The sequence below is a fragment of the Enterococcus pseudoavium NBRC 100491 genome, assembly GCF_001544295.1.
In the GTDB taxonomy this organism is placed as follows: domain Bacteria; phylum Bacillota; class Bacilli; order Lactobacillales; family Enterococcaceae; genus Enterococcus_A; species Enterococcus_A pseudoavium.
The window spans coordinates 1-24,626 of the sequence record NZ_BCQF01000034.1 but is presented as its reverse complement, the minus strand read 5'-3'; the positions used below and the strand labels follow the sequence as shown (position 1 = coordinate 24,626).

Sequence of the window (24,626 nt, the reverse complement as noted above, 5' to 3'; positions counted from 1 at the left end):
TTTGTGTTCATCAGATAATAATATCTTAACGACGAATTTCTTTGATACTTGTGAAAAGTCGCTAAAGCATTGCTATATAACGATTTTTATTCCCTTTGACTACACTTTGACTACTTTATTAAAAATTGGTCTTTTAGGAATCCTATAATACCAGTGTTTTCACCGTGTTTTAGTCTTCCAAAGAACGAAATGCAAGTAATGGTTTTACCTTTTCATTATTAGTCAAATGACGGTAGATTTTTGAAGTCGTTTTGTCCGTATGACCTAATCGATCCTTCAAGACATCCCAACTACAATACTCGGCTACTAGACTAGCCATTGTGTGGCGAGCTAAGTGAGTATGGAATGACTTTCCAATCCCTGACCGCTCCACGCACCGCTTAACGTGATCATTTACATATTCCCTGCGATAAGGCACCCCACGTTTACTAGCATCTAGATAAACAAATAAATAAGTCCCATCCACAATAAAGCGATGATGCCCTCTCATCTCAGCTAAAGCACGAATCAATTGCTTTAGTTTTTCCATCGCCAATGGTGTTACCGGCACTCGTCTAGCAGAACTAACTGTCTTAGTAGTTTCAATACGAAACTCTTTACTCTTTCCTTTAACCGCTGTCTGTTTATAAAAGAGAATTTCATTTCTTTGAAAATCAATATCTTCTGGTTGCAAAGCAAGTGCCTCACTAACGCGACAGCCTGTATAGAATAGAACATGAAAGAGAACTGACATAGGTAATTCTTCATGGACAATGCCATAGTTCAAGAACGTCCTCAACTCATCTACCGTCAAAAACTTATCTTCTACATTGTTGACAGCTTCTTTTAAATCCCGAACGGTTACTTGATACTTAGGTATTCTGACTGTCTTCATAGGATTTTCACTTACTAACTGCTTTTTGAGACAGTACTTGAAAACCATGTTTAGGACTTGAATCAGAGATTGTAGACTATTTTTAGCATAGCCCGCATCTGTACCGTTGAGGCCTCGTTCCTTCAAGTTGAAAACCAACTCTTGTAGTTCATCTGATGATAAATCACAGAGTCGTTTATTGCCAATCCAACGATTGATGATAGTCAGTTGTTCTGCTCGCTTATCATAGGTCGATTCTTTTTGTTCATTTAAGGACCGGTAATATTGAAACCATTTTTCACCTACAACGCTAAACTTGTCGTTGCTTGCAACAATCCTTTTCTTGTGTCGTTGCTCCTTTTCCATTTCCAGATAAGCAAGTTGTGCTTCCCGTTTTGAATTGAAACCACGTCTCGTTGTTCGAAATGCTTGAAAATACCAAGTGACTCTGCCAGTAGAACTAATTTGTTTTTTAAAACGATCTTTTGTTTTCATTTATTGATTCCTCCTATTTCGAAGGAACCCAACAAGCGAAAAATCTTTGGAAATCTTTCTATCTATGCTTCCATTGTACCGCATCTTAATAAAAAGATGTAACCTATAAAGATCGAAGTAGTCGCATTTGTTCACGAAAGCCATCTGCATCACTCTTCCTCATCCATTCTAAAACATCGTCTCGCAGGTAGTGTCCTCGAATTCCATACCAACAAGTCGGAAAATCGCCAAGTTTGACCAAGCGATTTAACGTACTATCACTGATTTGAAAAAGACGTTTCAAATCAGTATTAGTAAGTACTAGTGGTAGTTGCGCCATAGCAAGTAGCCTATCTGTGTATTCTTCTAGTTTCTTTTGCAAGTACGGATAAAAATCAGTTTCAAGAACACTTTGATTAGTAGGATATTCCAATTGCTTCACCTCTTCTCTATCGTAAAAAATCTTCCCCAGTATTTCTAAACAAAAATTAGGTATCATAAAGCAATGACGTAGATAAGAAAAATCAAGTCTTAAAAATAGTAGTTTTTCATCTATCAGCTGCTCTGCCAAAGCACATAGGAATCTCACCTCCCCCCAGTAATGGCGGGCCAATTTGGTTACGGAAGTATCATTATCGTAGTCACGAGTCTATTTCAAAAACTGTCGCTCAAAGAAGTCTCTTGTCATGGCGAAACTAACCAAAAACTCGTAAACTACACGTACTGATAGATTTACTATTCAGTTTTCAAAGAGCATTTGGCTTTTTCAGCCTACGAAAGTCTTCTATTCAAAACTGATAAAAAACTTTCATAGAATGAAAAGGAAAGGGAAAAAATACGTTAACGAGTTGTATCAAATTCAAGTATCTTTTCAATCAATTTCGTTTCCAGTTGTCTACGCATATATTCATCCACATACATAACCATGCCCTTTTCTTCTTCATAAACAGGCTTCATAGCTACTCTTGAAATATAGTTTTGATATTTTGACAGGACAATGGTCATTGCGATTGAATCGCCGGAGCTTGCAGCTTTGATCGTTTCTACTGGTATAGACGGTATATATCTTTTAGTTTTCTTCATAACTGTCACCTAACATCCTGTTCAGATCTTCTAAGGCTTCCTGACGTTGATACCAAACACTTCCAAGACTTTTTCCGACTATTTCACTAATTTCACGATCATTGAGACCAATGAAAAATGACATCAAGATGATCTCTTGTCTAATACTAGCCAATTGTTCAATTGCATTTGCCAATACTTCATTGCCTATTAAAATTTCGATTCCTAAGATAGGAAACTTCCCATTACCATTCAGCCTCGTGTCAGAGTAATAGAATTCTGTGCCTAGGCTTTTTTGTTCCAACGTCTCCATTGAAATTTGACGCTGGCGAAATCTCGCATCTTTCTTTTGAATATTGAATGCTTCATTGCGGACTACTTTCTTACAAAAACTGTCAAACATATGTTGAATGTGGGTTTCTTTGGGGTCGCCCATAACATTTTCCTCCTCAAAAAATTCATTCAACTCATTTTCATATCTATCCCTTTCCATTATTACTACAATCTGGGAGTGAGCATTTTTCGAAAAAAGACAAATTTTTTTAAAATAAAAAGGCATACAGACAAAGACTGTCTATACGCCTCACAAACGTTCTGCACAGATATAATGATTGAAACATCGCTTATTAGCCAGATTGATATTTAACAAGATGAAACATTAATCTTCTTTACTATCCAGCAGCTTTACAATAGATTTTTGTGGTGTACTGTAAAAAATATTTTCTACAATTAACATTAGTAAGCAGAAATCCTCGTAGCTCTTCTCCACGGAACACCCAATGCTTGCCCTGATTTGAATGGTGATAGAAACAAAGATTGCTATTTTTCCGGTAAAAATAGTGACTTGAAGAAAATGCTATTTCTTATTATTGACAAAAATGGCTACTATTAACATAGAAATTACTGTGAATGCTGTCATCATCCAGATTTGGGTTTGAAAATTAGTTGTCGTTGCGACGATTAGCGATAATCCAATGGGACCTCCAATTTGATGCATTGTGTTTGTCACTCCACTAGCAATACCGGCCAATTCATCAGGTGCTTCATAAACGCCTGCTGAGGTCACAGGGGCCAAGATTAAGCCTTGACCTAACCCCAGGATGACCATTGGAACAAAAACGGTTTGCCAATAGCCATTGGCCGGATTTGAGATGGCAAGTAGCATTAACCCGATCGCTAATATTATTTCACCGGCCAGCAACACCTTATTGTTCCCAAATTTTCCAGTTAGCCTTGGCAGTTGCATTGCAATGATAAAATTAACAATTGTCAATGGTAAAAAAGCAAATCCTGATTCTAACGCTGAAAAACCATATTGGCTTTGCATCATCTGTGGCAAAAAGAACCAAAATGGTAACATTGCCATCATAAATAAGAGCCGTGTCACATATGCTCCAGAACGGATTTTGTTTTTAAAAAGTGCTAAAGGTAAAATTGGCGCAGCAGACTTTCCTTCCCATAAAATAAAGATTCCCAAAAAGACCACTCCGAGAAAGACAATACCAATTTTTCCTTCAGTAAAGCCATAAATAATCCCAATCAAGCCAAAGATCGAAAGTATACTACCTAAATAGTCGATCCTTTCTTTTCGACGGACAGAAGGCGTCACATATTTCAACGTTAAAATAAATAGCACTAGTGTAAATGGCACGTTAATCAAAAATCCGGCCCGCCAAGAAATCAGGCTTGTCAGTCCCCCACCAACTAATAGACCGATACTTGAACCAATCCCGGCAGTTGCCCCATAATACGCAATTGCTCGTTGTCTCATATTGTTTTGATAGGCATCCATAATCAATGCCAGTGTTGTCGGTGCGATGATGGAACTCCCAATTCCTTGAACTGCCCGCATCGCAATCACCATTTCAGCAGTTTGTGACAAGCCAATGACTAATGAACTGATTCCAAAAATAAATAACCCGATTAAAAATATACGTTTTCTCCCTAATAAATCAGAAAGACGTCCGCTTAATAATAAAAAGCCACCAAAAGTCAGTGTATAGGCGCTTGATACCCAGGACAGTGCTGTTGCAGACAAACCTAAGCTTTCCCCTATCTCGACAGAACTTGTAAAAATAATTGAATTATCCATTAATATTAAAAAATATGCTAATAAAGTAATTGGTAAAATGACACCAAATTTTTCTCTCTTCAAATGTTTTAACTTCTTTCTATTGCGTTAATTGATTTATCTTTTCTAACCAAGTATCGATTTCCTTGGATACTTGGTTACTATTCTCATCCGTGATCCCCATTATCAGACCGTTTATTTCCTCTCCACCTTTTACAGTGTAGCCAGCCAATACCTTGGCTCCTTTCGCTCCAGTACGGATTTGACTAAAAGTTGATCCACTACCATAACCACCATGGGTATTAAAAGGAATCACAATTTTCCCTTTGAAATCATAATCATTGAGAAAAGAGACAACAGCTTGCGGCAATGCCATATTCCAGGTTGGTGCCCCAATAAAAATCCGGTCGTAATTCTGTATATCAGGAATCGGTGTTTTTATTTCTGGAAGGATTGCTCTTTCTTGCTCTTGCACATTTTGTTCGACTTCCTGTCGATAATTTTTAGGTCTGGCTACTTTTGTTTCGATTTGAAAAAGCTCACCACCAACCTTTTCTTGAATTAATTTAGCAACTGCTTTTGTATTTCCTGTTCGTGAATAATAGACGATTGCTATTTTAGAATTGTTCATCATGGTTCCTCCTTCCTGTTCTTTTTTTATTCGTTTTGACACCGCCATAAAGCCAATAATGACGAGGCTTAGCGTTATGATTATTGGCTAAAAATGCTTTTTTTAGACAACTCAATCACCTTCATTGAGAGATTATTCCCATAAAAATACTGTGACATCATCTACAAAATGCGTGATGCCACAGAATTTTTATCCTATTAGATTATTTCTAATCAATAGAAATCAGATTTTGCTTGTTACTTTAAATCAGATACATCATTTTTCGGTATCTAACATGCGATCCATGAACCACTCTACTTGTTGCGGTGCATCGTGATCAAAGAAAGCTGATTCTTTCATATCCAATGCTGCAATTTTCTCAAGATCTGCCTTTGAAAGCTCAAAATCAAAAATTGCAATGTTTTCTGCCATTCGTTCTGGACGAACGGATTTTGCTAAAGCAACAATCCCTCTTTGCATTAACCAACGCAAGACAACTTGTCCCACAGTCTTGTGATATTGCTTGCCAATTTCTGCTAAAACAGGATTTGTAAACAACTCGTGGCGACCTTCTGCAAAAGGTGCCCAAGCCTCCATTTGAACGTCATATTTTTCATGCCATTCTTGATCTTCAATTCGTTGGTTCCAAGGATTTACTTCAATTTGATTGATTTGCGGTTTCACTTCATTCAAGCCAACAAACTCAATCATTTTAGCTGATTTGAAATTCGAGATCCCAATTGCTCGTAATTTCCCGGATTTTTGGGCAGCCACCATGGCACGCCAAGCACCATAAATATCTCCATATGGTTGGTGAATCAGATAAAGATCCAGGTAATCTAAGCCCATGACTTCAAGGGAAAGATTAATTGTTTCAGCGGCTTTTTCTTCTGGTGCTTGGAGAATAAATAATTTTGAAGTAACAAAAAGTTCATCTCTGGTAACTAGGCCTTCATCAATAGCCCGCTTGATTCCTTCCCCAGTCTTTTTTTCGTTTCCGTAAATCGAAGCAGTATCAATCAGACGATAGCCTGCTTTAATAGCTTGATACACTGCCTCCGCCGTTTCCTCCAAAGGAATTTGATAAACACCAAAGCCTAATTGAGGCATTTCTACACCATTGTTCAACGTAATTGTTTGCATCTTGTTTTCCTCCTTTAAATTTCATTACATTGTCTATCCTAAACGTTGGAGTTAAGTCCATAGCAAGTAAAACAACTTATTTTTTCATTTAATATTGCAAATTCTCCAAGGCTGTCTCCACCTGCTTTTATTTTTATACCATCCTGAAAGCCTCCTTCGATTTTGCTACACTGCATGTATCCTAATAAAGTAGACACCTTTTTTGCTATACTATTAATTATTTAGACATCTTTTGAGAAAGGAATTTTGATTATGGTAGACAAGCGTAAATCTCCACGAAAATTTGACGAAGAGTTCAAAAAATCAATCGTAAAACTTTATGAAGGCGGCAAATCACAAAACGCATTAGCTAATGAATATGGAATCGCCCTGTCCTCTGTAGCTCGTTGGGTGAAGCAATATTCTGAAGTTAAAATTGATGATGATACGATCCTCACGGCTCGACAGATCAAGCAATTACAGAAACGAAATCTTCAGCTAGAAGAGGAAAACTTAATCTTAAAAAAAGCGATTGCCATATTCACGCCACACTCAACGAACGACTAAATGCAATTCGTATGTTACGTCACGAACACTCTATTGTTACGCTTTGCAGGGTTCTTAAGGTTAATCGCTCGACTTACTACAAACGTTTTTCTGGAAAGATTTCCCCCAGAACAGCAGAAAATCAACAGTTGAGAAAGACAATCTTAGAAATCTATACAACTTCTAAAAAACGAGTAGGTCCTGCAAAAGTACGACGTATGCTTCTACGTGACTATGGCATTTCTATCAGCATTGGCCGAGTTTATCGCCTAATGAGCACTATGCACTTACCTAAAATGTCTACAGTAAAACCTGCCTTTAAACCGACCGAAGGTCAGACTCCTTTGAAACGCCCAAATCATTTGAAGCAAGCATTTAACCCTCCTGCACCAAATCAAGTATGGACGAGTGATTTTTCTTATATTCCTATTGGAAATAAATCATTTGTTTATCTTTGTGTAATTTTAGATTTATTTTCTAGGAAAATCATTGCTTGGTCTGTCAGCAAAAAAATTGACACAGCTTTAGCTATTACAACAATAGAAAAAGCAATCCAAGTCAGAAATCCTCAGGATTCTGTTCTTTTTCACACAGATCAAGGTTCCCAGTACACTTCATTTGAATTCAGGAAGTTTTTAGAAAATCATTCTATTGTTCAATCCTTATCGAAACCTGGATATCCTTGGGATAACGCCGTAACAGAAGCTTTCTTCAAATATATGAAGAAAGAGGAACTCAACAGGAGAACCTTTTCTTCTCTTCAAGAAGTCCAACTGGCTTGCTTTGAATATATCGAGGGATTCTACAACACGCAGCGCCCTCATGGCACCCTAGATATGCTTACACCAAATGAAATGGAGGATAGATATTTTGATTCTCACTAAGTACCTTCTCTTTTTGTGTCTACTTTATTGACAGTTATCCAACACCTTGATATGCACCCTTTCAATAAGTCAACTATAGCTTGTTTCGTTCCCATAGTTTCTCAACTTTTTCAGTGCTTAATTCGCCAGTTTTAAATTTGGCGATATGCTCATCATAGGTCTCAATCTTATAAAGAAGTAACTCTCTGACTTCTTGCATTTCCGTAATCTTTTGATCCAGTTCTTCTAATTGATCAAACAAAATCTGTTTTTGAGATTCTTCCACATCTTGTTTTCCTCGCAATTGAGCTAAATTGGCAAACTCAATGAGAGACTCCACCGATAAACCGGCATTCCGCAAGTTTTTGGCTAGATAAATCCAGTTTAGATCATTAGTGGAATACTCACGATAACCACTTTTGTTACGATGAACTGGGGGAATCACCCCAACCCGTTCATAGTAGCGTAACGTATCCACACTTAAATCAAACATCTCTGCGGCTTTTTTGATATTCATATCATGACCTCCTCAATCTCTTACAAACATGATAAACCCTAGAGCGGACTCTAGGGCAAGCTTTTTGCTGGAGAAAGATGGAAGAACGATCATAAGCCCGTATTCTCTTATATTTTCCTGATAAATCCCGTTTCTTGTTAACCTCAATCTTTGACTATAGTCAAAATAAAAAAATCTATCCATGGAATCTCACACATCGATCTCCATTTTCGAAATAGTTTTCTGCTAGATTCCAGCTTATTAGCCTTGCCTTAAAGTGAACTCCATGGAGTACAATAAAAGAAGAGATTTTCGCAATGTATTTCTAAAAACAATATAGGGAGTGTTCTTATGAAAGTCGCAACATTTATTGAACCCGGGACAATGGCAATAAAAGAAACAGCAAAACCAGTTGTCGAAAAAGACACGGATGCCATCATCAAGATTGTCCGAGCTTGCGTGTGCGGATCTGACTTATGGTGGTTTCGCGGCATCTCCAAAAGAGAACCCAACAGCACGACTGGTCATGAAGCCATCGGGATTGTCGAAGAAGTCGGTGCCGCAGTAACTGCAGTCAAACCTGGTGATTTTGTCATCGTCCCATTCACTCACGGCTGTGGGGAATGTGCTGCCTGTAAAGCTGGTTTTGATGGCAATTGTACAAATCGAGAAGCTGGTGCAAATGGTGGTTATCAAGGCGAATACCTGCGCTTTATCAATGCACAATGGGCACTAATTAAAATCCCTGGAAAACCTGCCGATTATTCTGAAACTATATTGAATTCCTTTTTGGCTTTAGCCGATGTCATGGCCACAGGCTTCCATGCTGCAAAATCAGCTGAAGTGGTAGAGGGGTCCACCGTAGTTGTCATTGGCGACGGTGCCGTTGGTCTTTGCGGGATTATCGGAGCTAAATTGCTTGGAGCAACGCGGATCATCGCCATGAGTAAATACGAAGAGCGGCAAAAATTAGCCCGGGAGTTCGGTGCTACAGATATTATTGCTGAGCGTGGAGATAAAGGGATTGCTAAAGTAATGGAACTTACTCATAACGATGGTGCAGATGCCGTGTTGGAATGTGTAGGCACGGAAATGTCCATGGATACTGCCGCAAAGATATGTCGTCCCGGAGCGGTAATTGGTCGTGTAGGCGTGCCACAAAAAAATGAAATGAATACCAGTGCCCTTTTCTGGTAAAACATTGGACTAAGAGGTGGCGTTGCTTCAGTTACTACCTATGATAAAGAAATCCTCCTCGATGCCGTCTTAAAAGGCGAGATTGAACCGGGGAAAGTCTTTAATAAGCAATTTAATTTGGATGATATCCAAGCGGCTTATGAGGCAATGGATAAGCGGGAGGCAATTAAGTCCTTAGTCATCGTCAGCCAGATGGACTAGGATTCCCTAATAAACAAAAAGAGCCATAATCGTATTTTTCGCTTACGATTACGGCTCTTTTTTAGCGTCTATGAAAATCTATCAGATGATGCTATTTTCCGCCTCAGTATTACTGTCACTTGCAACCCATTATCGTATTGATTGCTCCTTAATATTCATTTTCAACAAAGCTTCCTCCAGCAGATTCGATTAGTTTCTTCATTTCTGCCATGGTAGCAGATAAAGGGCTAGAGGCACTCGTCGCAAAGGGAATCACCTGTTTACCAGTGAAATCTGGTTGGGCAAAGAGGGTGTGAATAATCATCGGCGGCCGATCCCACCAATTTGGATACCCCACGTAAATGCGATCGTATTGGGTGAAGTCAGGCAACTCACCGGAAATCGCCGGCATAATCTCCTGATCCTTTTCTTTTTCCCCTCGAGTAACGATATCATCATAGTTGGTTGAATAAGGTTCTACGGGTTGTAATTGATACAAGTCTGCAGCCGTTTTTTGCTGTAGTTGCATTGCAGCTTGTTGCGTCTTCCCTGATAATGAAAAATAAATAATCAATGACTTCTTAGACATAAGAATCACCGCTCCTCTCTAACGTTAACTGGACTTAATAAACTGGTCGATCTTCGCCTTGCGTATCCGGATCGGCAATCCCCACACTATCATTTGCCAAGAAACTAGGATCCGCGACAATTCGTAAAACCACATCCGCAATACTTTCCCGGGAACCAGAAACACCTAGATAGGGTTCATCCTTATGGGTAATGTCATACTTGATATCCCGATCATTCAGCCATGGCAGGCGCAATGTGGTATAAGTTAAGCCGGAAGTTGCCATAATTTCATCGGAGCGTAACGCGGATGGCAAGCCACTTCCAATGGTTTCTTGATTCCACCGACCGTATTCACCGGGCACTTCATTATAGATTCCCAAGACATTTGTATAAATCAAGCGCTCGACTCCGGCTGCTTTCATGGCGTCCACAACATATTGCGTTTGATGATTATCCGCTGTTTGATCCACCACACCCACAAACACGATATCTTGACCGGCTACAGCTGCTTGGATATCTGCCATGCTGTCGAGACTGCCTTCAATCAATGTCACTCGCTCATTATTAACAAGTTGATTTAAGCGAGACTTTTTACGCAAGAATAAAGTCAAGTGAACATCGGAAAATTGTGCTTCTGTTAAAATCCGTTGCTCAATAATTTGTGAAATCTGACCGTTCGCCGCCATAATTAGTACATTTTTTGTCATTTTATACCCCTCCAAAAATTATCATTAGCAGCATTCATTCAAGAGCTAAAATCGAAATTTTACAGACGCCTTTCATGTAAAGTGAGAGACTTCCTACTTCAGCACTTTTGTGATTACTGCTTGATTACAGAACCTAGTCTAAACCCTGAAGTAGACTCCAGAGCAAGTATTTTGTTTGTATGTTAGAGTGAAAACTTATTCCGGTCCAAACGACGCATCGTCCTGATTGTGATATTCTTTTTGCAAGGTAATGAACTTTCTAAAGACAATCTGATTTCAGATCAATCCATCTCCCACAAAACAAAGAAATAGAGTCAATAATCGTATTTCTTTTACGATTATTGACTCTATTATTTTTATTAACTTACGATAAATAATCTCCTGAGGTTTCACCAAAATCCTTCATCAGTTAAAAGATGCCGTTCTAGTAAAAAAAGCATTTAGCCGTATCAAACAACCTCTGACAGAGGTTGAGATTTTTCATACTGATCGTGGAAAAGAGTTTGATAACCAAGCTATTGATGAATTATTAACAACTTTTGACATCAATCGATCATTGAGTCATAAAGGCTGTCCTTTTGATAATGCCGTAGCTGAATCAACTTATAAGTCGCTGAAAGTAGAATTTGTCTATCAATACACATTTGAAACCTTACAACAATTGGATTTGGAGTTATTTGACTATGTCAATTGGTGGAACCACCTTCGGTTGCACGGTACACTTGGCTACGAGACACCGGTTGGTTACCGTAACCAGAGATTGGCGCAGCGAATCCTTGATAATGAGCTCGGATGTGCTAACGCTAGCGAGGCAGTCTAACTTTAACTGTTAGCTTCTGCCGAAGATCGTCACATCCGAGGAGGCTCATTGTCAAGGACAATCGGAATAGCATACGGAAAGAAGTTCTGCACCTTATAAAATTTGTCAAAAAAACTGTTGCCATTCCAATATGATTCAATTTTCGGTACTGCCGTGACGTACATTTTTGTTTCATAACCTTTAGATTGAAGCATTGTGGCTGTTTGGATAGGAACGTCTGTTGTTCGTCCTGTTCCTTCAATCACTAAATTATAGCCTTGATCGCTTAAACGGCTAATAAGTGCTTCTGTCATACGAACATAGTTGATTTATTCACCATACTTCCCATTACATCGTAAAACGCTATATTTAAGATTTCAAACAACTATATTAATAGGAAGAAAACTTCATTTTTCCTCTTAGTTCTATAAAAAGTGTGGCTAATTTGAGGCAAAATATTAAATTAAATTTGCCACAAATTAATGGCTCCACTATTATTTTAAATCAAGAAGTAGTAAATAATCTTATTTTTTTACTACCAGACTGTCTTTAGATATTAGCTTTTCGTCACCCACTACAGTTGACATAGACCCACAAAAAACTTAAAAACCTTGCGATGTAAGACTGGCACGGAGAAGACCAATCTATCATCACAAGGTAAGAGTATTCAAATCTTATTGAAGACTCAAATAATAACAAATTTTAATTAAGGATAGTAATATCATAGATTTTTCTAGAAGTTTCTTGAGGTGAAATTTTCGTTACCTGTCTTTTATCTTCTAAGAAATTACCTTCTTCAAGTGAAGTGGAGAGACCACTCCAAGGTTCCAAAGCAATGAATGGACTTTTATTAGTTGTAGACCACAGAATCAAGTTCGGAAAATCATCAAAATATACTCGAAGACCTTTACCAGACTTCCTTGACCGAAGCGTTACGCTACGAGACTTGAGCTGGTCAAGTGTAATGGCATCATGGGAAAAAAGTGAGTAGTCCAAATCGAGAATCTTTTGATTTTCCAAAAAAGGTGTCCGATCTTGCAAATCTAATAATCCTGTCTCAGGAAAACTCTTTGGTATCGAGCAAGACTCAACCTCACTAAATTCAATATAATAATCCTCATAGTTTTCACCTTCTACTAAAGGACAATTGAATGCTGGATGGGCTCCAATAAAGTAAGGCATTGTTTTTTCCATTTCCAAGTTCGTTACCTGAAATTCGGTTCTAATTGATTTACCATTCAAGGTATAAACAACTCTCAGTTCAAACTGATATAGGTAATTATCAAGCATCTCAGCATTTGGTTTAATACTAAAGGTCACGCTATTATCATTGACTTCTTCCAGAATAAATTCTTCTTTTCGAACAAAACCATGTCTACGAATAAGACCTGTAAAAAAGGGTCTTTCTTGAGGTCTATAAATAGCCCAATCATTTCGTAAACTACCACAGATAGGAAATAGAATAGGCGCCTGTCCATTCCAATAATTTGGATCAGCTTGCCAGAGATACTCTATCCCATCCTTGTCTTTAATCGAAGTCAGTTGACCACCAAGTGTTTTAAACTGAACAGTAAGATACTCGTTTTTTAATTCGATAGTCACAACTAATTCCTTTCTTTTTATTATTGGAAAGGCAAATAATTTACCTCGAAGTGAATAGTCTCACGTATTTCTACATCGAGTGATTGTAAAAATTCCCATTCAAATGCTGATAACTCTAAATCAGAATGGCAAATCCACTCTTTTCCAGTTGAAACATACCATTTACCACATTTTAGCAACGGGGTAGCTTCAAGCTCAGGAATCATAGGACAATCTTCGAAACTAACAATATATACCTTTTCAAATCCTGGTCTAAATAAGTGTTGTACTTTTTCTAAAGTATCGGATAACAATTTTTTACATTTTCAAGTAATATTACTCTATCACTTGAGTTTCTGCTACTTTCTTATACCAATGAGCTGATTTCTTAGGATAGCGTTCTTGCGTGTCAAAGTCTACATAGAATAGTCCATAACGTTTTTCGTATCCGTTTGACCATGAGAAGACATCCATAAGTGACCAGATGAAGTAACCTTTAACATTTGCACCATCCGCAATTGCGTCTGATAAAACTTCCAAGTGTTTCTTCACGTAATCAATACGACCATCATCATAAACGGTATTATCTACAAACTCATCTTTGTATCCAAGACCGTTTTCAGTGATGTAAATCTTCTTGTAGTTTGGATAATCATTTTTCACTCGCATGATTTGGTCATACAAGCCTTCAGGATAAATAATCCAGTCCCAATCCGTTCTAGGCACATAATCTGGTGCGATTCGGCGACCAACACCTTTAATCTGGTACTTAGAACTTCCTTTTTCACCCTTACCATTGTGAATGATTTCAGTCTCACCATCAAAGGCTTGCATCCAATCACTCATGTAGTAGTTGATACCAAGGAAATCGTTCAAATCTTTAGCTGCTTCAAGTGCTTGGAAGTCTTCATCACGAAGATCAAGTTCTCCACCATTTTCAGCTAGGATGTGGTTGACCCCTTCCATCGTTTTATCTGAATAGTGTCCAAGGTAGGTTGCATCCAAGATAAATTTGTTATGGATGATATCTTCTAACTCAGCGGCACGAACATCTGCTGGATTTTCTGGATCATAAGGGTATTTGGTTGGCAACGCATGTACTACACCAATTTCGCCTTTATAACCTTTATCTTTATACAATTTCACAGCACGTGCATGAGAAACCATCATATTGTGGTGTGATTGGAAGACTTTGGCAAGATCATATTGAATGCCTGGAGGGAATTTACCAACCAAGTATTGACCATCTCCAATTGGGCCAATTTCATTGAAAGTTGTCCAGTAGTTTACTTCTGGGAACTCTTCAAAACAGAAAGCGGCATAATCTACAAAGTGTTCTATATTTTCGCGGTTTAAGAAATCTCCATCTGAGTGAAGAACTTCTGGTGTGTCAAAGTGGTGCAAAGTCACGAATGGCTCAACATGACGTTTGTGGCACTCGGCAAAAAGATTATGGTAGAATTCAACACCTTTTTCATTTACTTCGCCATAGCCAGTTGGGAAAATACGAGACCAGGCAATTGAAATACGAATACCATTAACGCCATATTTTTCAGCTAATTCTAAATCAACAGGATATTTATGGTAAAAATCACTTGCAGGCTCTGCTGTGTACCAATAATTGTCTTCAAGATACTTATCCCATGCAACTGGGCCTTTACCATCCGTGTGAGTCGCACCTTCTGCTTGATAAGCAGCTGTAGCACCACCAAAAATAAAATCTTTAGGAAGTGTTTTAGTCATAACTATAATTCCTTTCAAAAAAAGCATTTGAGACGATATTCTGAGTTCCGGAAACCAAGGAAATGAAATGAAATGCAATGATATGGTTAACAATATTATAAGGAACTGAAAGAATAATCTCGTCTCAAATAACTTTTACAAATTTATTAATCAAACTGTTGTTGAACAAATGCAAGAGCACCTTGTCCATCACGTGTCAATTTGATATATTGAGCTCCTTCAGTTTTTGCAAGTTTAATGCCCAATTTATCTGTTTCAGCCTTCATATCATCGAAGTTTGAAGCGACCTGTGGAGCCAAGATAACCAAGTCAAACTCTGGCAACATTTCACGGTGAGCACCGTAACCACCCGCTGCCGCTTTGACTGGAACATTGTATTCTGCTGCTGCTTTGTTCAAGGCATTGGCAAGCAAGCCACTTGTACCTCCACCTGCACAAAGAACAAGGACATTAGTTTCTTTTGTGATATTATTGTTTGCTGCTACATCTTCTTTAGCAACGCCTGCTTTTCCAAGAACGGCATCTGCTTTAGCAGTATTGAAGTTTACAGCTACTTTTTCTTTAAGAGCATCGTTTGTTTTACCAGAACGTTCTTCTTCAAGAATTTGTTCATCGTATACCTTAACAAATGGGTAATAAATGATAGTATCAACAACTACCAAGAGTACGGCTAAGATAAATGATAGAACTTGGAAGTTAGTACCGAGTACAATTCCCAACGGACCAGGAGTAACCCATGGAAGGTTGGCAGAGAATGAGTTCATGTTCAATGTGTCAACAAAGAATTTAAAGATCCAAACGTTGACAATCGGAGCGAAAATGAACGGTACAAAGAAAATCGGATTCAATACGATTGGTGCACCAAATAAGATTGGCTCATTAACCCCAAAGAATGTTGGAACAACTGAGGCACGTCCGATGGCACGGTTACGTTCTGATTTACAAATCCACATGAACAAGAATGGAACAATCAATGTGGCTCCTGTTCCACCCATGGTAACAATAAACATTTGAGTACCAGAAGTGATAACTTTATCTGCATGTTGTCCAGCTTGGATAAGATGCAAGTTGGTATCGATATTGGCATAAGTGATAGCAGCGATTGCTGGTTCGACAATTGAAGGACCGTGGATACCAACAAACCAGAAGAAGGCATAAGCACCAAAGATAAGTGTAATTCCAAGGTAACCATCTGCAGCTGAGAAGAGAGGAGCAAGAAGGGTACCGATTGATTCTGCAACGGTTACACCAAGAGTTCCCTTAACAATGAGTTCAAGTCCATAAAGGAGAACAACCGATACAGTGAATGGAATCAAGTCTTTAAATACTTGAGAGATATTTGGTGGAACCTCTTCAGGCATACGAATAGTAACATTATTTTTCACACAGACCTTGTAAACATTAACTGTCACAAAGGCTGCAATAAATGCTGTCAAAAGACCTTTTGTTCCCATGAAGGCTGTCAAGAAGCCTCCTTCTTTTGCAGGCTCAGCTGCCATCAAAAGGAACCCTACCATAGACGCTAGCATCGTAGATAAGAAGTTAATCTGATTGGTCGCAGGTAGGTCACGGTTCATTGAGTCCGTCAAAGCTTTAGCGGTAGTACCACCAACAAAGAATGCTAGGATACCCATCGAATAGCTATAAGGAGTCATCAAGAAGGTCTCAATGTCTTTTGACCAGTGGAATCCCCAAGCATTTGGGACATAGGCAATAAGGATAAAGATAGATGAGAAAAGGATGACTGGCATACCAGCGATAAATCCATCACGAATAGCACGAAGATAGATGTTTCGAGAGATTTTCTCAAAGAACGGTTTCCCTTTCTCAATAAGTTCAATGAGTTTATGCATTATTTTGCTCCTCTTTTATAAAGTTCGATGAGGTGATGAATCACATCTTTTAATAAGACAGTAGTCATTAAGTGGTCCTGACCATGCATCATGGTAACGCTGTATGGAAGTTCCTCCCCAGAAGCTTCTCGAGCCAACATAGCTGTCTGAGAATTGTGAGCCTCTGCAATACAGCTTCCTGCTTCTACTACAAGACTATCTGCCTTAGCGAAATCACCATTTTCAGCCGCTTTAAGCGCTTCTAAAAGTTTAGAGCGAGCATCTCCAGCATAAGCAACAATTTCAAACCCTAAGAGAGTCATCTCTTCTCTGTTCATAACAATATCCTCCGTTTTATGTTTTTACTATACTTTATCAGTCCATGGACTAGCTGTTTTAACAAGAACTTTGTTAAGTTCATCAATATTTTCGAATCCAGTAGTACGCAACCATTCACGTGCTGCTTTTTCACCTTCTTTGATGTAAGGTTCTACAGATCCTGCCCAAGTAGCACGTCCACAAAGCACACCATTAAACTTGGCACCTGAGTCGTGAGCAAATTGCAATGTTTCTTGGAACAATTTAGCAGATACACCTGCACTTAGGTAGATGTATGGAAGGTTAGTCGCTTCTTCTTGTGCTTTAAAGAAGTCAGCAGCTTCAGCTTTACTGTAAACCACTTCACCATCAGCAAAACCTTCGACATATTTAACGTTAACTGGTACTTCTACTTTAAGAACATCAATGTTAAAGCGTGGATCAGAGAAAACTTTCATCGCTTCAATGACTTTGCGAGGTTTCACTTTTGCATATTCAACAGAACCTGCATCTGAGATTTCTTCATCATAAGCAAGGATTTCCAAGAAGAAAGGAATATCTTCAGCGACACATTCAGAACCAACACGTTCAATATAAGCTTGTTTTTGTTGGTTAAGTTCATCTGAGCTGTCTACATCATAGTAAAGTAAGAACTTAACGGCATCAGCGCCTTGCTCTTTGATACGTTTTGCAGACCAAACATCCAAGCAGTCAGGCAAACGTTTTGTACTTGATGTATCATAACCTGTTTTTTCATAGGCAAGAAGAAGACCTGCTTCTTTATCCAATGCTTTTGTTGCTGGAAGTCCATATTCAGGGTCAAGCAACATTGAAGAAGCGTATTTTGTAAGTTCATCAGCAACCAAAACCTTTAGTTCTTCCATTTGAGCTACAGTTGGTTCTGTATCTTGATACTGTGCCATCAAACGTTTCAAAGCACCACGTTGGTCAAATGCCAAAGCTGAGATAACACCGTTTTTATCTGAAATTTTTTCCAAAGATTTGCGTTTCTGTTCTGTAAGTACCATTTTTATACCTCTTTTACTCCAATTTGTGAGTTTAGTGTTTCGTAATTAGTCATATTCACATGCCCTGTCATTGTTTCTTGAGCATTTAACATACCCAATGTCATCGCATGTTTTAATAAGTCAGCGTCACTTTTTTTACTATTTAAAGCTGATGCAATACCAGCTACCGTTGAGTCCCCTGATCCGACTGGATTAACAACTGGGATATCAGGAATATCTACCTTATAGAAAACATCACCATGTTTTGCAAAGGCACCGTTTCGACCTAATGAGACCACTATCCATTCGATACCACTAAAAAGTGACTCTTTAAGAACGTCTTTGAGTTCTTCAATATCTTTTGTTACTTCTTTTCCAAGCAACTGTGAAAGTTCCTCATTATTAGGTTTGATGGCAGTAGGTTTAGCCGACGATTTTAGAACTGTTTCAAGAGGTGCACCTGAACAATCCAAAACGACTGCTACTCCTTCATCCGAAGCAAGTTGGATAAGTTTTTCATAATAATCGTTGGGAAGTCCTGAAGGTAAACTTCCTGAAATTGTCACAACTTCTGATTGTTTAATAAGATTGCTATAGTGGTCAAGAAAGCCTTCTGCTTCTTCATGAGAAATTGTTGGTCCTTGTTCCAAAATTTCTGTTTGGTTACCCTCGTGTAAGATAGCAATACAGTTTCTAGTGTTTACTGAGATTTTATAAAAAGCTGGACTAACAGGAGATTGTTCTAATTCGCTTTCAATAAATTCACCAATTTTACCACCTAAGAAACCTGTAGCAGTAACTTTATCACCAGATTCATACAAGACTCTAGTAACATTTAAGCCTTTTCCACCAGCTGTCTTACTAACATCTTTCACCCTATTCACTGTATCAATTTTCAATGTTTCTAGAGGATAAGAGATGTCTACTGAAGGATTTAGTGTGACTGTCAGAATCATTTGTTATACCTTAATCGTGGTAGTCACCACGGTCCCATTTTTCAAGGAATTCTGTAAAGAAATCTTCATCTGCTTGATGTGCATTATGTGTTTCAACGTGTTCGATTTTTGCAATCAATTTTTTATTTTCTTCTGTTGGTTTGTACTCAGCTTCAATGAAAGCTTCAATGATGTCATTCATAAGAAGACCACCAGTAATCATTCCACCGAAACCGATAACATTCGCATTTAACTCTTCTTTTGCATACATAGCTGATGTCATATCACGAACCAACGCTGAGCGAACACCTGGAACTTTATTGACTGCATTGTTAATGCCGACACCTGTACCACAGATACATACTCCCAAGTCTGCTTGACCACTTACTACTGCTTCACCGACTTTTTTACCATAGATAGGGTAGTGAGTACGTACGTGGTCATATGTCCCGAAATCAAGGACCTCATGTCCTTTTGATTTCAAGAATTCTGATACTGCCATTTTTTCATCTGTGACAATGTGGTCACATCCAATTGCGATTCTCATTCCTTAACTCCTTTCTTAACACATCTTGTTAAGCATATCTACTCGGATTTGATGACGTCCGCCATCATATTTACCACTGACGAAACCTTTAGCGATGTTTTTAGCAAGCTCATCACCGACGATTTCAGCGCCAACCGTAATCATTCGTGAATTGTTATGTCCACGTGTCATATAAGCTGAGCGTTCATCTGAAACTTCTGCTGCAACCATACCTTTAATTTTAGTTGCTACCATGAATGGACCAGCTCCATAAGCATCAATTACAATACCTAAGTTTTGCTCATCTTTATTTACTTCAGAGGCAACTGCCAAGGTAACATCAACAAAATCTTGTCCGTCCTTAGTCACATCAATTACCTCAAAACCTTCTTCTACAAGAAAATTTTTCACAACATCTTTTAATCTCGTACCTTTGAGATCTGCACCAACAACAATAGCCATTTTGACTACCTCCTAAATTTTAGAAAGAAATGCTACGTAGAAGTAGAAAACATTTTGCAAAATGTTCGAAATAACGTTTTCATCATTTCTTTGTTTATATAATATCAAACATTCAAACAAAAAGCAACGCTTTTTTGTTTATTTTTTGTTTTTTTTATTTGTTTTTTTAAAAAATAGATAACACCGTTAAATTATTGTTCATTTTTGTTCATTTAATCCATCACAAAATGGACGTGAAATATCTATTCAAGTATTACAAAAGTCTTTTACTTTCTATAACTTACTGATTAAGAGGTCCTACTTTATTTTCGTCTTATACAAAATCTGACCTAAGCTAATATACGTCAATCCTCTGTTCTTATTTCATCATCTAACATTTGTTTTTGTTTGAAATTGTTTGTTTTACCTTGAAAATATTGTCTTTTATGATACAATTAAAAGAGAATTATCTTTGGAAAAAAATTACTTTATGAAAGAAGAGTTTTCATATGAACAAAAAACGACGATTAGAAAAAATTTTAGATATGTTAAAGATTGATGGGACCATAACCATAAAAGAAATAATAGATGAACTAGATATTTCCGATATGACAGCCCGTAGAGACCTTGATGCTCTAGAAGCTGATGGACTTTTAACACGTACTCATGGTGGTGCACAATTGCTTTCCTCTAAAAAGCCACTTGAAAAGACACATATCGAGAAGAAAAGTCTAAATACAAAAGAAAAAATTGACATTGCTAAAAAAGCCTGCTCTTTAATCAAAGATGGCGATACTATTTTTATTGGACCCGGAACTACACTTGAACAACTGGCATTAGAATTGAAAGGTCGTAAAGGTTATAAAATTCGTGTCATTACAAATAGTCTCCCTGTGTTCTTGTTTCTAAATGATAGCGAAACCATTGATTTATTGCTTCTTGGCGGTGAATATAGAGAAATAACTGGAGCTTTTGTAGGTTCAATGGCTTCGACAAATTTAAAAGCAATGAGATTTGCCAAAGCTTTTGTTAGTGCAAATGCTGTTACCCATAATTCTATTGCTACATATAGTGACAAGGAAGGTGTGATTCAACAACTTGCCCTAAACAATGCTGTAGAAAAATTCTTATTAGTAGACAGTACTAAATTCGATCGATACGATTTCTTTAACTTCTATAATCTAGATCAACTCGATACCATCATTACAGATAACCAGATTAGCCCTCAACACTTAGAGGAATTTAGCCAGTACACTACTATTTTAAAAGCGGACTAGAATTATGACTTATAAAAATATTGTTTTTGACCTTGATGACACTCTTTATGACCATCAACTCCCCTTTAAACGTAGCGTTGAGAAATGTTTTCCAACGATTGATATCCAACAAATAGATAACATTTGCAAACGTTTCAGATATTGGTCTGATGTTGCTTTTCCTAAATACACGAAAAAACTCATCAGTATTGAGCAGCTTAGAATTTTTCGCTGTCAGAAGACTATGGAAGAATTTGGCATCGATAGTATTTCTAGGACAGAAGCTCTAGACTTCCAAGCTGACTATGAATATGAACTCGATCAGATTACGATGATTCCTGAGATACATCAACTACTGCTGGCTCTACATAAAAACCACATCCCAATAGGTATTCTAACTAATGGCCCTGTTGACTTACAGAGTCGAAAACTCCAAAATATTGGTGCCTATCAATATTTTGAAAAGCAAAATATCATTATTAGTCAGTCCACTCACGGAGGAGCTGCAGAAAATAGCTATGAAGGTAATGTAAAAAACTTACAAAGTTACCGAAATGTCCAATTATCTAAAAGGGCTATAGAAATTCTTAAAGAGGAAATTGAGTTAAATCACCAACATATAAGATTCAATCCTGATTATAAAGATAATGGATGGATTTTTACTTCCAAAAGTCGTCATAAACCCGACTATAATGAAACACCTCTTCATTATAGTGTCCTTAACAATTTCCTCAACTCACCTGAAAATGGAAAATTAAATCGAAAAGGTAATCCAAAACGAGCAGGAATTGATATTGATAATAAACTTAGTTTTAATAAACATATTACGACCCATATATTCCGTCATACGCAAAAACAAACCTTAGCTATTCCTGTTTTACACTCCTTGTTACCAACTCATCTCAAGATTGTTCCTTTGAACTTAATAGATGACATCATCAATAAAATAGTAAAAAAATATCGTTTCAAGTATCAATGTAGACTACTTAAAAGGATATTTTATCTATTTTTGATCTATAGTATCAAGCGTTGTTATTCTCAATGAATGGGGATATTAACTGTGCCACTCATGTCCCCTTGCGTTTCATCTCCAAAAACCTTATTAAATAATTATCAATATCTGAAATAATAATCAGTGTTAAAAACGCATCATAAATATTTCCTATTTGTAGGAAATATGATACCAATACCTTATCCTCTATATAGTGATTTTAGATTTCATATGAAATTATAAGTCTTACCAAAGTAAAAAATCCCGTTATAAGCCGAGTACGCTGCCTACAACGGGAAACTTTTAGAGGTATTTTTTTCAAATCTTCTGTTTTGAATTCAATATACCCTTCATAGTAATAGTTGGCATATTTAAATTCTATGAAATTTAATCCACTTTAACTAACCCACCAGCAACATTGTTCAAATCCGGATGGCTTGCTGTAACAATAAGCTGTTCATTGACAAACGCCATCAAACCTAGTTCACTCATTTCTCGACCATAGCCAGAGTTTTTAACACCACCAAAGGGCAATTCTGGTAATGATGTCATAAAGTTATTAACAAAGACCATTCCAGTTTCGATTTGCGCAGCGACTTCTTCCCCATGTAAGGGATCACCACTAAAGACAATTCCACCTAATCCATATTGTGAGTCATTAGCCACTTTAATGGCTTCTTCTTCACTGTGAACGCGATAAACTTGTGCCACTGGACCAAACATTTCGGTATGTGCAGCCGGATTATCGGGGGTAATATCTGTCAAAATAGTAGGCATAAAGAATTGACCTGATAAATCAATTGGTTGATTGCCATAAGCAACAGTTGCCCCAGCAGCAATTGCTTCATCAACTTGCTGTTGTAATTTTTCTTTAGCCCGTTTCGTGTTCATTGGTGCCAGTGTTGTTGCTCTATCCATTGGATCGCCGGGTTTAACGGAAGCGAAATTTGCGATTAACTTTTCTAGAAACTCATCGTATACATTATCCAGCACAATGAACCGTTTGGATGAGGTGCAAACCTGACCGGCATTATATAAACGTGCACGCCAAGCAATATCACAAACATCATTCATATTAGCATCTGCTAAAACAATAAAAGCATCTTGGCCACCAAGTTCCATCGTGTTTTTCTTTAAATTTTTGCCAGCAGCCATTGCAACAGAAGCACCGCCTCTTTCAGACCCCGTTAAAGCAACGCCTTGAATACGGAGATCAGCAATAATTTCCTCCACTTGGTCATAGCTCATAAATAAATTGGTGATAGAACCGGTCGGAGCACCTGCTTTAATCACCATCTCTGCAAATGTCTGTGCAGACCAAGGAATATTAGCGGCATCGCGAAGAATCATAGGATTGCCAACCATATAGTTCGGTGCAAAAACGCGCATAATCTGGTAGTAAGGAAAATTCCATGGTTCAACAGCTAATATGACACCGGTAGAATGCTTATAAACTTTTGCTTCACCACTTGCTCTGGTGTGCAATAAAGTTGGCGCTAACATCTCAGCAGCATGATCAGCAAAGTAATCTGCAATCATCGCACACAATTCAACTTCACCCTCAGACTCCGAAATTAATTTACCCATTTCTAAAGTCATCACTTCGGCTAACTCTGTTTTGTGATTGCGCATGTAATCAGCTACTTTATGCAAAACAATCGCGCGTTCGTTAATGTCTTCATGCTTCATTTCACGGTACAACTTGTCAGCTGTTGCTAATGTCTGTTCAATTTCTTCATCAGTCGCATCCGCAAATGTTTTTAAAACTTCATTGGTATAGGGATTGATTGTTTGTCTTGGCATTATTATTCCTCTTTCCTAATCAAATTTGTTAACATGTCCTAGCGAATAAATATCTCGTTTTAAAAATTAAGATCCTCTATTACTAACTGATAAACTATTACCTTCATCTCCTTATTCTTCATCTTTCACTAATTTTTTGATCACTAACATAAAATACTTTCACTAGGTTACAAAACTAACATATTCCTTTAAGCCCACTCCAAGTCAAGTAAAAAGATTTTAAAGTATCCATCAATTAACACTGTAAAGAAACCTTGAGAAAATTCGAAGTGGAATTATTCATTTAAATCTAATTTCTAAAAAGTGAATTTTTGGAGACTGCACACAAAGTTAACGTGCCTTGTGTACAGTCTTTTTTACCCAGAATAATTACCATATAAAATTACTAATAAGTGAGGATTAACCATAACCCCGTATCACCCCCACCTGCATTCTCTTTCCAAAAACCCCATTAAATCAATCCAAATATCTAAAAATGATGCAAAAAAAACATTCAACTTATTAATTTAAGTTATTTTACTCAGCCTTGATAATTCTCCAGTTTCCATCCTTTTGTAATCTCAATTCATACTGAAAGTAATTCATTGTTTTTGATAGATTATCAAGATATTTTACATCAACTTTCACTTGTACATTTTTTTCA

Annotated in this window: 23 protein-coding genes and 4 pseudogenes; 5 read left to right on the top strand and 22 right to left on the bottom strand. The window is 37.6% G+C overall.

The genetic code is table 11. The annotated features are described in order from the left end of the window. Nucleotides 1-169 precede the first annotated feature (169 nt). From EP1_RS12175 to EP1_RS12145, 7 genes are all read right to left on the bottom strand, one after another. Nucleotides 170-1,348: a site-specific integrase gene (locus EP1_RS12175; RefSeq protein ID WP_010740249.1), complete on the bottom strand. Its 1,179-nt coding sequence runs from the start codon at nucleotides 1,346-1,348 to the stop codon at nucleotides 170-172. 103 nt (nucleotides 1,349-1,451) lie between these two features. After that, nucleotides 1,452-1,826: a helix-turn-helix domain-containing protein gene (locus tag EP1_RS12170; RefSeq protein WP_425268456.1), complete on the bottom strand. Its 375-nt coding sequence runs from the start codon at nucleotides 1,824-1,826 to the stop codon at nucleotides 1,452-1,454. A 341-nt stretch (nucleotides 1,827-2,167) separates the two neighbouring features. Beyond that, on the bottom strand, nucleotides 2,168-2,410 hold the full coding sequence (locus EP1_RS12165; protein ID WP_010740251.1) for a helix-turn-helix domain-containing protein: 243 nt from the start codon (nucleotides 2,408-2,410) through the stop codon (nucleotides 2,168-2,170). After that, on the bottom strand, nucleotides 2,397-2,825 hold the full coding sequence (locus EP1_RS12160; protein WP_010740252.1) for an RNA polymerase sigma factor: 429 nt from the start codon (nucleotides 2,823-2,825) through the stop codon (nucleotides 2,397-2,399). The genes EP1_RS12165 and EP1_RS12160 overlap by 14 nt, the downstream gene beginning before the upstream one ends. Nucleotides 2,826-3,245: 420 nt before the next feature. Beyond that, the gene (locus EP1_RS12155) at nucleotides 3,246-4,544 is read right to left on the bottom strand and encodes an MFS transporter (RefSeq protein ID WP_083507550.1); all 1,299 of its coding nucleotides are present in this window, start codon (nucleotides 4,542-4,544) and stop codon (nucleotides 3,246-3,248) included. Between the two features lie 16 nt (nucleotides 4,545-4,560). Next, nucleotides 4,561-5,091 (bottom strand): flavodoxin family protein, encoded by a 531-nt coding sequence (locus EP1_RS12150; RefSeq protein ID WP_010740254.1) that lies wholly within the window; start codon nucleotides 5,089-5,091, stop codon nucleotides 4,561-4,563. Nucleotides 5,092-5,346: 255 nt separating this feature from the next. After that, entirely contained in the window at nucleotides 5,347-6,213 is an 867-nt protein-coding gene (locus tag EP1_RS12145) for an aldo/keto reductase (RefSeq protein ID WP_010740255.1), read from the bottom strand. A 252-nt stretch (nucleotides 6,214-6,465) separates the two neighbouring features. Between EP1_RS12145 and EP1_RS13400 the strand changes: the two genes are divergently transcribed. Continuing rightward, a protein-coding gene (locus EP1_RS13400; protein WP_227869468.1) for an IS3 family transposase occupies nucleotides 6,466-7,622 on the top strand; the annotation gives its coding sequence in 2 pieces (ribosomal slippage) (nucleotides 6,466-6,724 and nucleotides 6,724-7,622; 1,158 coding nt in all). Between the two features lie 73 nt (nucleotides 7,623-7,695). On the opposite strand, the gene EP1_RS12130 is transcribed toward EP1_RS13400, so the two are convergent. Continuing rightward, entirely contained in the window at nucleotides 7,696-8,118 is a 423-nt protein-coding gene (locus tag EP1_RS12130; RefSeq protein WP_067627799.1) for a MerR family transcriptional regulator, read from the bottom strand. Nucleotides 8,119-8,448: 330 nt separating this feature from the next. Here EP1_RS12130 and EP1_RS12125 point away from each other — a divergent pair. Beyond that, nucleotides 8,449-9,495, top strand: a pseudogene (locus EP1_RS12125) (zinc-dependent alcohol dehydrogenase family protein). A gap of 148 nt (nucleotides 9,496-9,643) precedes the next feature. Here the strand turns inward: EP1_RS12125 and EP1_RS12120 are convergent. Further along, entirely contained in the window at nucleotides 9,644-10,063 is a 420-nt protein-coding gene (locus tag EP1_RS12120; RefSeq protein WP_010740260.1) for a flavodoxin, read from the bottom strand. A 34-nt stretch (nucleotides 10,064-10,097) separates the two neighbouring features. Beyond that, nucleotides 10,098-10,751: an NAD(P)H-binding protein gene (locus EP1_RS12115; RefSeq protein WP_010740261.1), complete on the bottom strand. Its 654-nt coding sequence runs from the start codon at nucleotides 10,749-10,751 to the stop codon at nucleotides 10,098-10,100. Nucleotides 10,752-11,163: 412 nt separating this feature from the next. Here EP1_RS12115 and EP1_RS13395 point away from each other — a divergent pair. Further along, nucleotides 11,164-11,571 (top strand): annotated as a pseudogene (locus tag EP1_RS13395) (transposase); the annotation flags it as partial. 29 nt (nucleotides 11,572-11,600) lie between these two features. Here EP1_RS13395 and EP1_RS13825 read toward each other — a convergent pair. From EP1_RS13825 to lacA, 10 genes and pseudogenes are all read right to left on the bottom strand, one after another. Next, nucleotides 11,601-11,867: pseudogene (locus EP1_RS13825) on the bottom strand (zeta toxin family protein); the annotation flags it as partial. Nucleotides 11,868-12,252: 385 nt separating this feature from the next. Continuing rightward, nucleotides 12,253-13,152, bottom strand: coding sequence for an aldose 1-epimerase family protein (locus EP1_RS12105; protein WP_010740263.1), 900 nt, complete (start codon nucleotides 13,150-13,152; stop codon nucleotides 12,253-12,255). Between the two features lie 20 nt (nucleotides 13,153-13,172). Further along, the gene (locus EP1_RS13385; protein ID WP_002305107.1) at nucleotides 13,173-13,445 is read right to left on the bottom strand and encodes a DUF3884 family protein; all 273 of its coding nucleotides are present in this window, start codon (nucleotides 13,443-13,445) and stop codon (nucleotides 13,173-13,175) included. Between the two features lie 22 nt (nucleotides 13,446-13,467). Further along, a complete protein-coding gene (gene lacG / locus EP1_RS12100; protein WP_002290548.1) occupies nucleotides 13,468-14,874 on the bottom strand; it encodes a 6-phospho-beta-galactosidase in 1,407 nt (468 codons plus the stop codon). Nucleotides 14,875-15,020: 146 nt separating this feature from the next. Continuing rightward, on the bottom strand, nucleotides 15,021-16,727 hold the full coding sequence (locus EP1_RS12095) for a lactose-specific PTS transporter subunit EIIC (RefSeq protein WP_067627796.1): 1,707 nt from the start codon (nucleotides 16,725-16,727) through the stop codon (nucleotides 15,021-15,023). Further along, on the bottom strand, nucleotides 16,727-17,044 hold the full coding sequence (locus EP1_RS12090) for a PTS lactose/cellobiose transporter subunit IIA (RefSeq protein WP_002290550.1): 318 nt from the start codon (nucleotides 17,042-17,044) through the stop codon (nucleotides 16,727-16,729). Before EP1_RS12090 ends, EP1_RS12095 begins: the two co-directional genes overlap by 1 nt. 27 nt (nucleotides 17,045-17,071) lie before the next feature. Continuing rightward, on the bottom strand, nucleotides 17,072-18,052 hold the full coding sequence (gene lacD, locus EP1_RS12085; RefSeq protein WP_002290551.1) for a tagatose-bisphosphate aldolase: 981 nt from the start codon (nucleotides 18,050-18,052) through the stop codon (nucleotides 17,072-17,074). 2 nt (nucleotides 18,053-18,054) lie between these two features. Then, nucleotides 18,055-18,987 carry a tagatose-6-phosphate kinase gene (lacC, locus tag EP1_RS12080; protein WP_067627794.1) on the bottom strand — a complete coding sequence of 311 codons (933 nt, stop codon included), beginning with the start codon at nucleotides 18,985-18,987 and terminating at the stop codon, nucleotides 18,055-18,057. Nucleotides 18,988-18,997: 10 nt separating this feature from the next. Further along, nucleotides 18,998-19,513 carry a galactose-6-phosphate isomerase subunit LacB gene (gene lacB, locus EP1_RS12075; protein WP_010740267.1) on the bottom strand — a complete coding sequence of 172 codons (516 nt, stop codon included), beginning with the start codon at nucleotides 19,511-19,513 and terminating at the stop codon, nucleotides 18,998-19,000. A 15-nt stretch (nucleotides 19,514-19,528) separates the two neighbouring features. After that, nucleotides 19,529-19,954 carry a galactose-6-phosphate isomerase subunit LacA gene (gene lacA, locus EP1_RS12070; protein WP_010740268.1) on the bottom strand — a complete coding sequence of 142 codons (426 nt, stop codon included), beginning with the start codon at nucleotides 19,952-19,954 and terminating at the stop codon, nucleotides 19,529-19,531. A 488-nt stretch (nucleotides 19,955-20,442) separates the two neighbouring features. Here lacA and EP1_RS12065 point away from each other — a divergent pair, with 488 nt between their 5' ends. Both EP1_RS12065 and EP1_RS13460 read left to right on the top strand, forming a co-directional pair. Then, nucleotides 20,443-21,210 carry a DeoR/GlpR family DNA-binding transcription regulator gene (locus EP1_RS12065; RefSeq protein WP_010740269.1) on the top strand — a complete coding sequence of 256 codons (768 nt, stop codon included), beginning with the start codon at nucleotides 20,443-20,445 and terminating at the stop codon, nucleotides 21,208-21,210. A 4-nt stretch (nucleotides 21,211-21,214) separates the two neighbouring features. Further along, complete coding sequence (locus tag EP1_RS13460; protein ID WP_010740270.1) at nucleotides 21,215-22,234, top strand: HAD family hydrolase; 1,020 nt, start codon at nucleotides 21,215-21,217, stop codon at nucleotides 22,232-22,234. A gap of 333 nt (nucleotides 22,235-22,567) precedes the next feature. Here the strand turns inward: EP1_RS13460 and EP1_RS12050 are convergent, their stop codons facing one another. Then, nucleotides 22,568-23,983: an NAD-dependent succinate-semialdehyde dehydrogenase gene (locus EP1_RS12050; protein WP_010740271.1), complete on the bottom strand. Its 1,416-nt coding sequence runs from the start codon at nucleotides 23,981-23,983 to the stop codon at nucleotides 22,568-22,570. A 516-nt stretch (nucleotides 23,984-24,499) separates the two neighbouring features. Next, nucleotides 24,500-24,626 (bottom strand): annotated as a pseudogene (locus EP1_RS13710) (conjugal transfer protein); the annotation flags it as partial.

What these genes read in the sequence shown, in the direction of transcription:
- EP1_RS12175 (WP_010740249.1), bottom strand. Translation starts at nt 1,348, where the DNA reads ATGAAAACAAAAGATCGTTTTAAAAAACAAATTAGTTCTACTGGCAGA.
- EP1_RS12170 (WP_425268456.1), bottom strand. Translation starts at nt 1,826, where the DNA reads ATGATACCTAATTTTTGTTTAGAAATACTGGGGAAGATTTTTTACGAT.
- EP1_RS12165 (WP_010740251.1), bottom strand. Translation starts at nt 2,410, where the DNA reads ATGAAGAAAACTAAAAGATATATACCGTCTATACCAGTAGAAACGATC.
- EP1_RS12160 (WP_010740252.1), bottom strand. Translation starts at nt 2,825, where the DNA reads ATGGGCGACCCCAAAGAAACCCACATTCAACATATGTTTGACAGTTTT.
- EP1_RS12150 (WP_010740254.1), bottom strand. Translation starts at nt 5,091, where the DNA reads ATGAACAATTCTAAAATAGCAATCGTCTATTATTCACGAACAGGAAAT.
- EP1_RS12145 (WP_010740255.1), bottom strand. Translation starts at nt 6,213, where the DNA reads ATGCAAACAATTACGTTGAACAATGGTGTAGAAATGCCTCAATTAGGC.
- EP1_RS12130 (WP_067627799.1), bottom strand. Translation starts at nt 8,118, where the DNA reads ATGAATATCAAAAAAGCCGCAGAGATGTTTGATTTAAGTGTGGATACG.
- EP1_RS12120 (WP_010740260.1), bottom strand. Translation starts at nt 10,063, where the DNA reads ATGTCTAAGAAGTCATTGATTATTTATTTTTCATTATCAGGGAAGACG.
- EP1_RS12115 (WP_010740261.1), bottom strand. Translation starts at nt 10,751, where the DNA reads ATGACAAAAAATGTACTAATTATGGCGGCGAACGGTCAGATTTCACAA.
- lacG (WP_002290548.1), bottom strand. Translation starts at nt 14,874, where the DNA reads ATGACTAAAACACTTCCTAAAGATTTTATTTTTGGTGGTGCTACAGCT.
- EP1_RS12095 (WP_067627796.1), bottom strand. Translation starts at nt 16,727, where the DNA reads ATGCATAAACTCATTGAACTTATTGAGAAAGGGAAACCGTTCTTTGAG.
- EP1_RS12090 (WP_002290550.1), bottom strand. Translation starts at nt 17,044, where the DNA reads ATGAACAGAGAAGAGATGACTCTCTTAGGGTTTGAAATTGTTGCTTAT.
- lacD (WP_002290551.1), bottom strand. Translation starts at nt 18,052, where the DNA reads ATGGTACTTACAGAACAGAAACGCAAATCTTTGGAAAAAATTTCAGAT.
- lacC (WP_067627794.1), bottom strand. Translation starts at nt 18,987, where the DNA reads ATGATTCTGACAGTCACACTAAATCCTTCAGTAGACATCTCTTATCCT.
- lacB (WP_010740267.1), bottom strand. Translation starts at nt 19,513, where the DNA reads ATGAGAATCGCAATTGGATGTGACCACATTGTCACAGATGAAAAAATG.
- lacA (WP_010740268.1), bottom strand. Translation starts at nt 19,954, where the DNA reads ATGGCTATTGTTGTTGGTGCAGATCTCAAAGGTACGAGATTAAAAGAT.
- EP1_RS12065 (WP_010740269.1), top strand. Translation starts at nt 20,443, where the DNA reads ATGAACAAAAAACGACGATTAGAAAAAATTTTAGATATGTTAAAGATT.
- EP1_RS13460 (WP_010740270.1), top strand. Translation starts at nt 21,215, where the DNA reads ATGACTTATAAAAATATTGTTTTTGACCTTGATGACACTCTTTATGAC.
- EP1_RS12050 (WP_010740271.1), bottom strand. Translation starts at nt 23,983, where the DNA reads ATGCCAAGACAAACAATCAATCCCTATACCAATGAAGTTTTAAAAACA.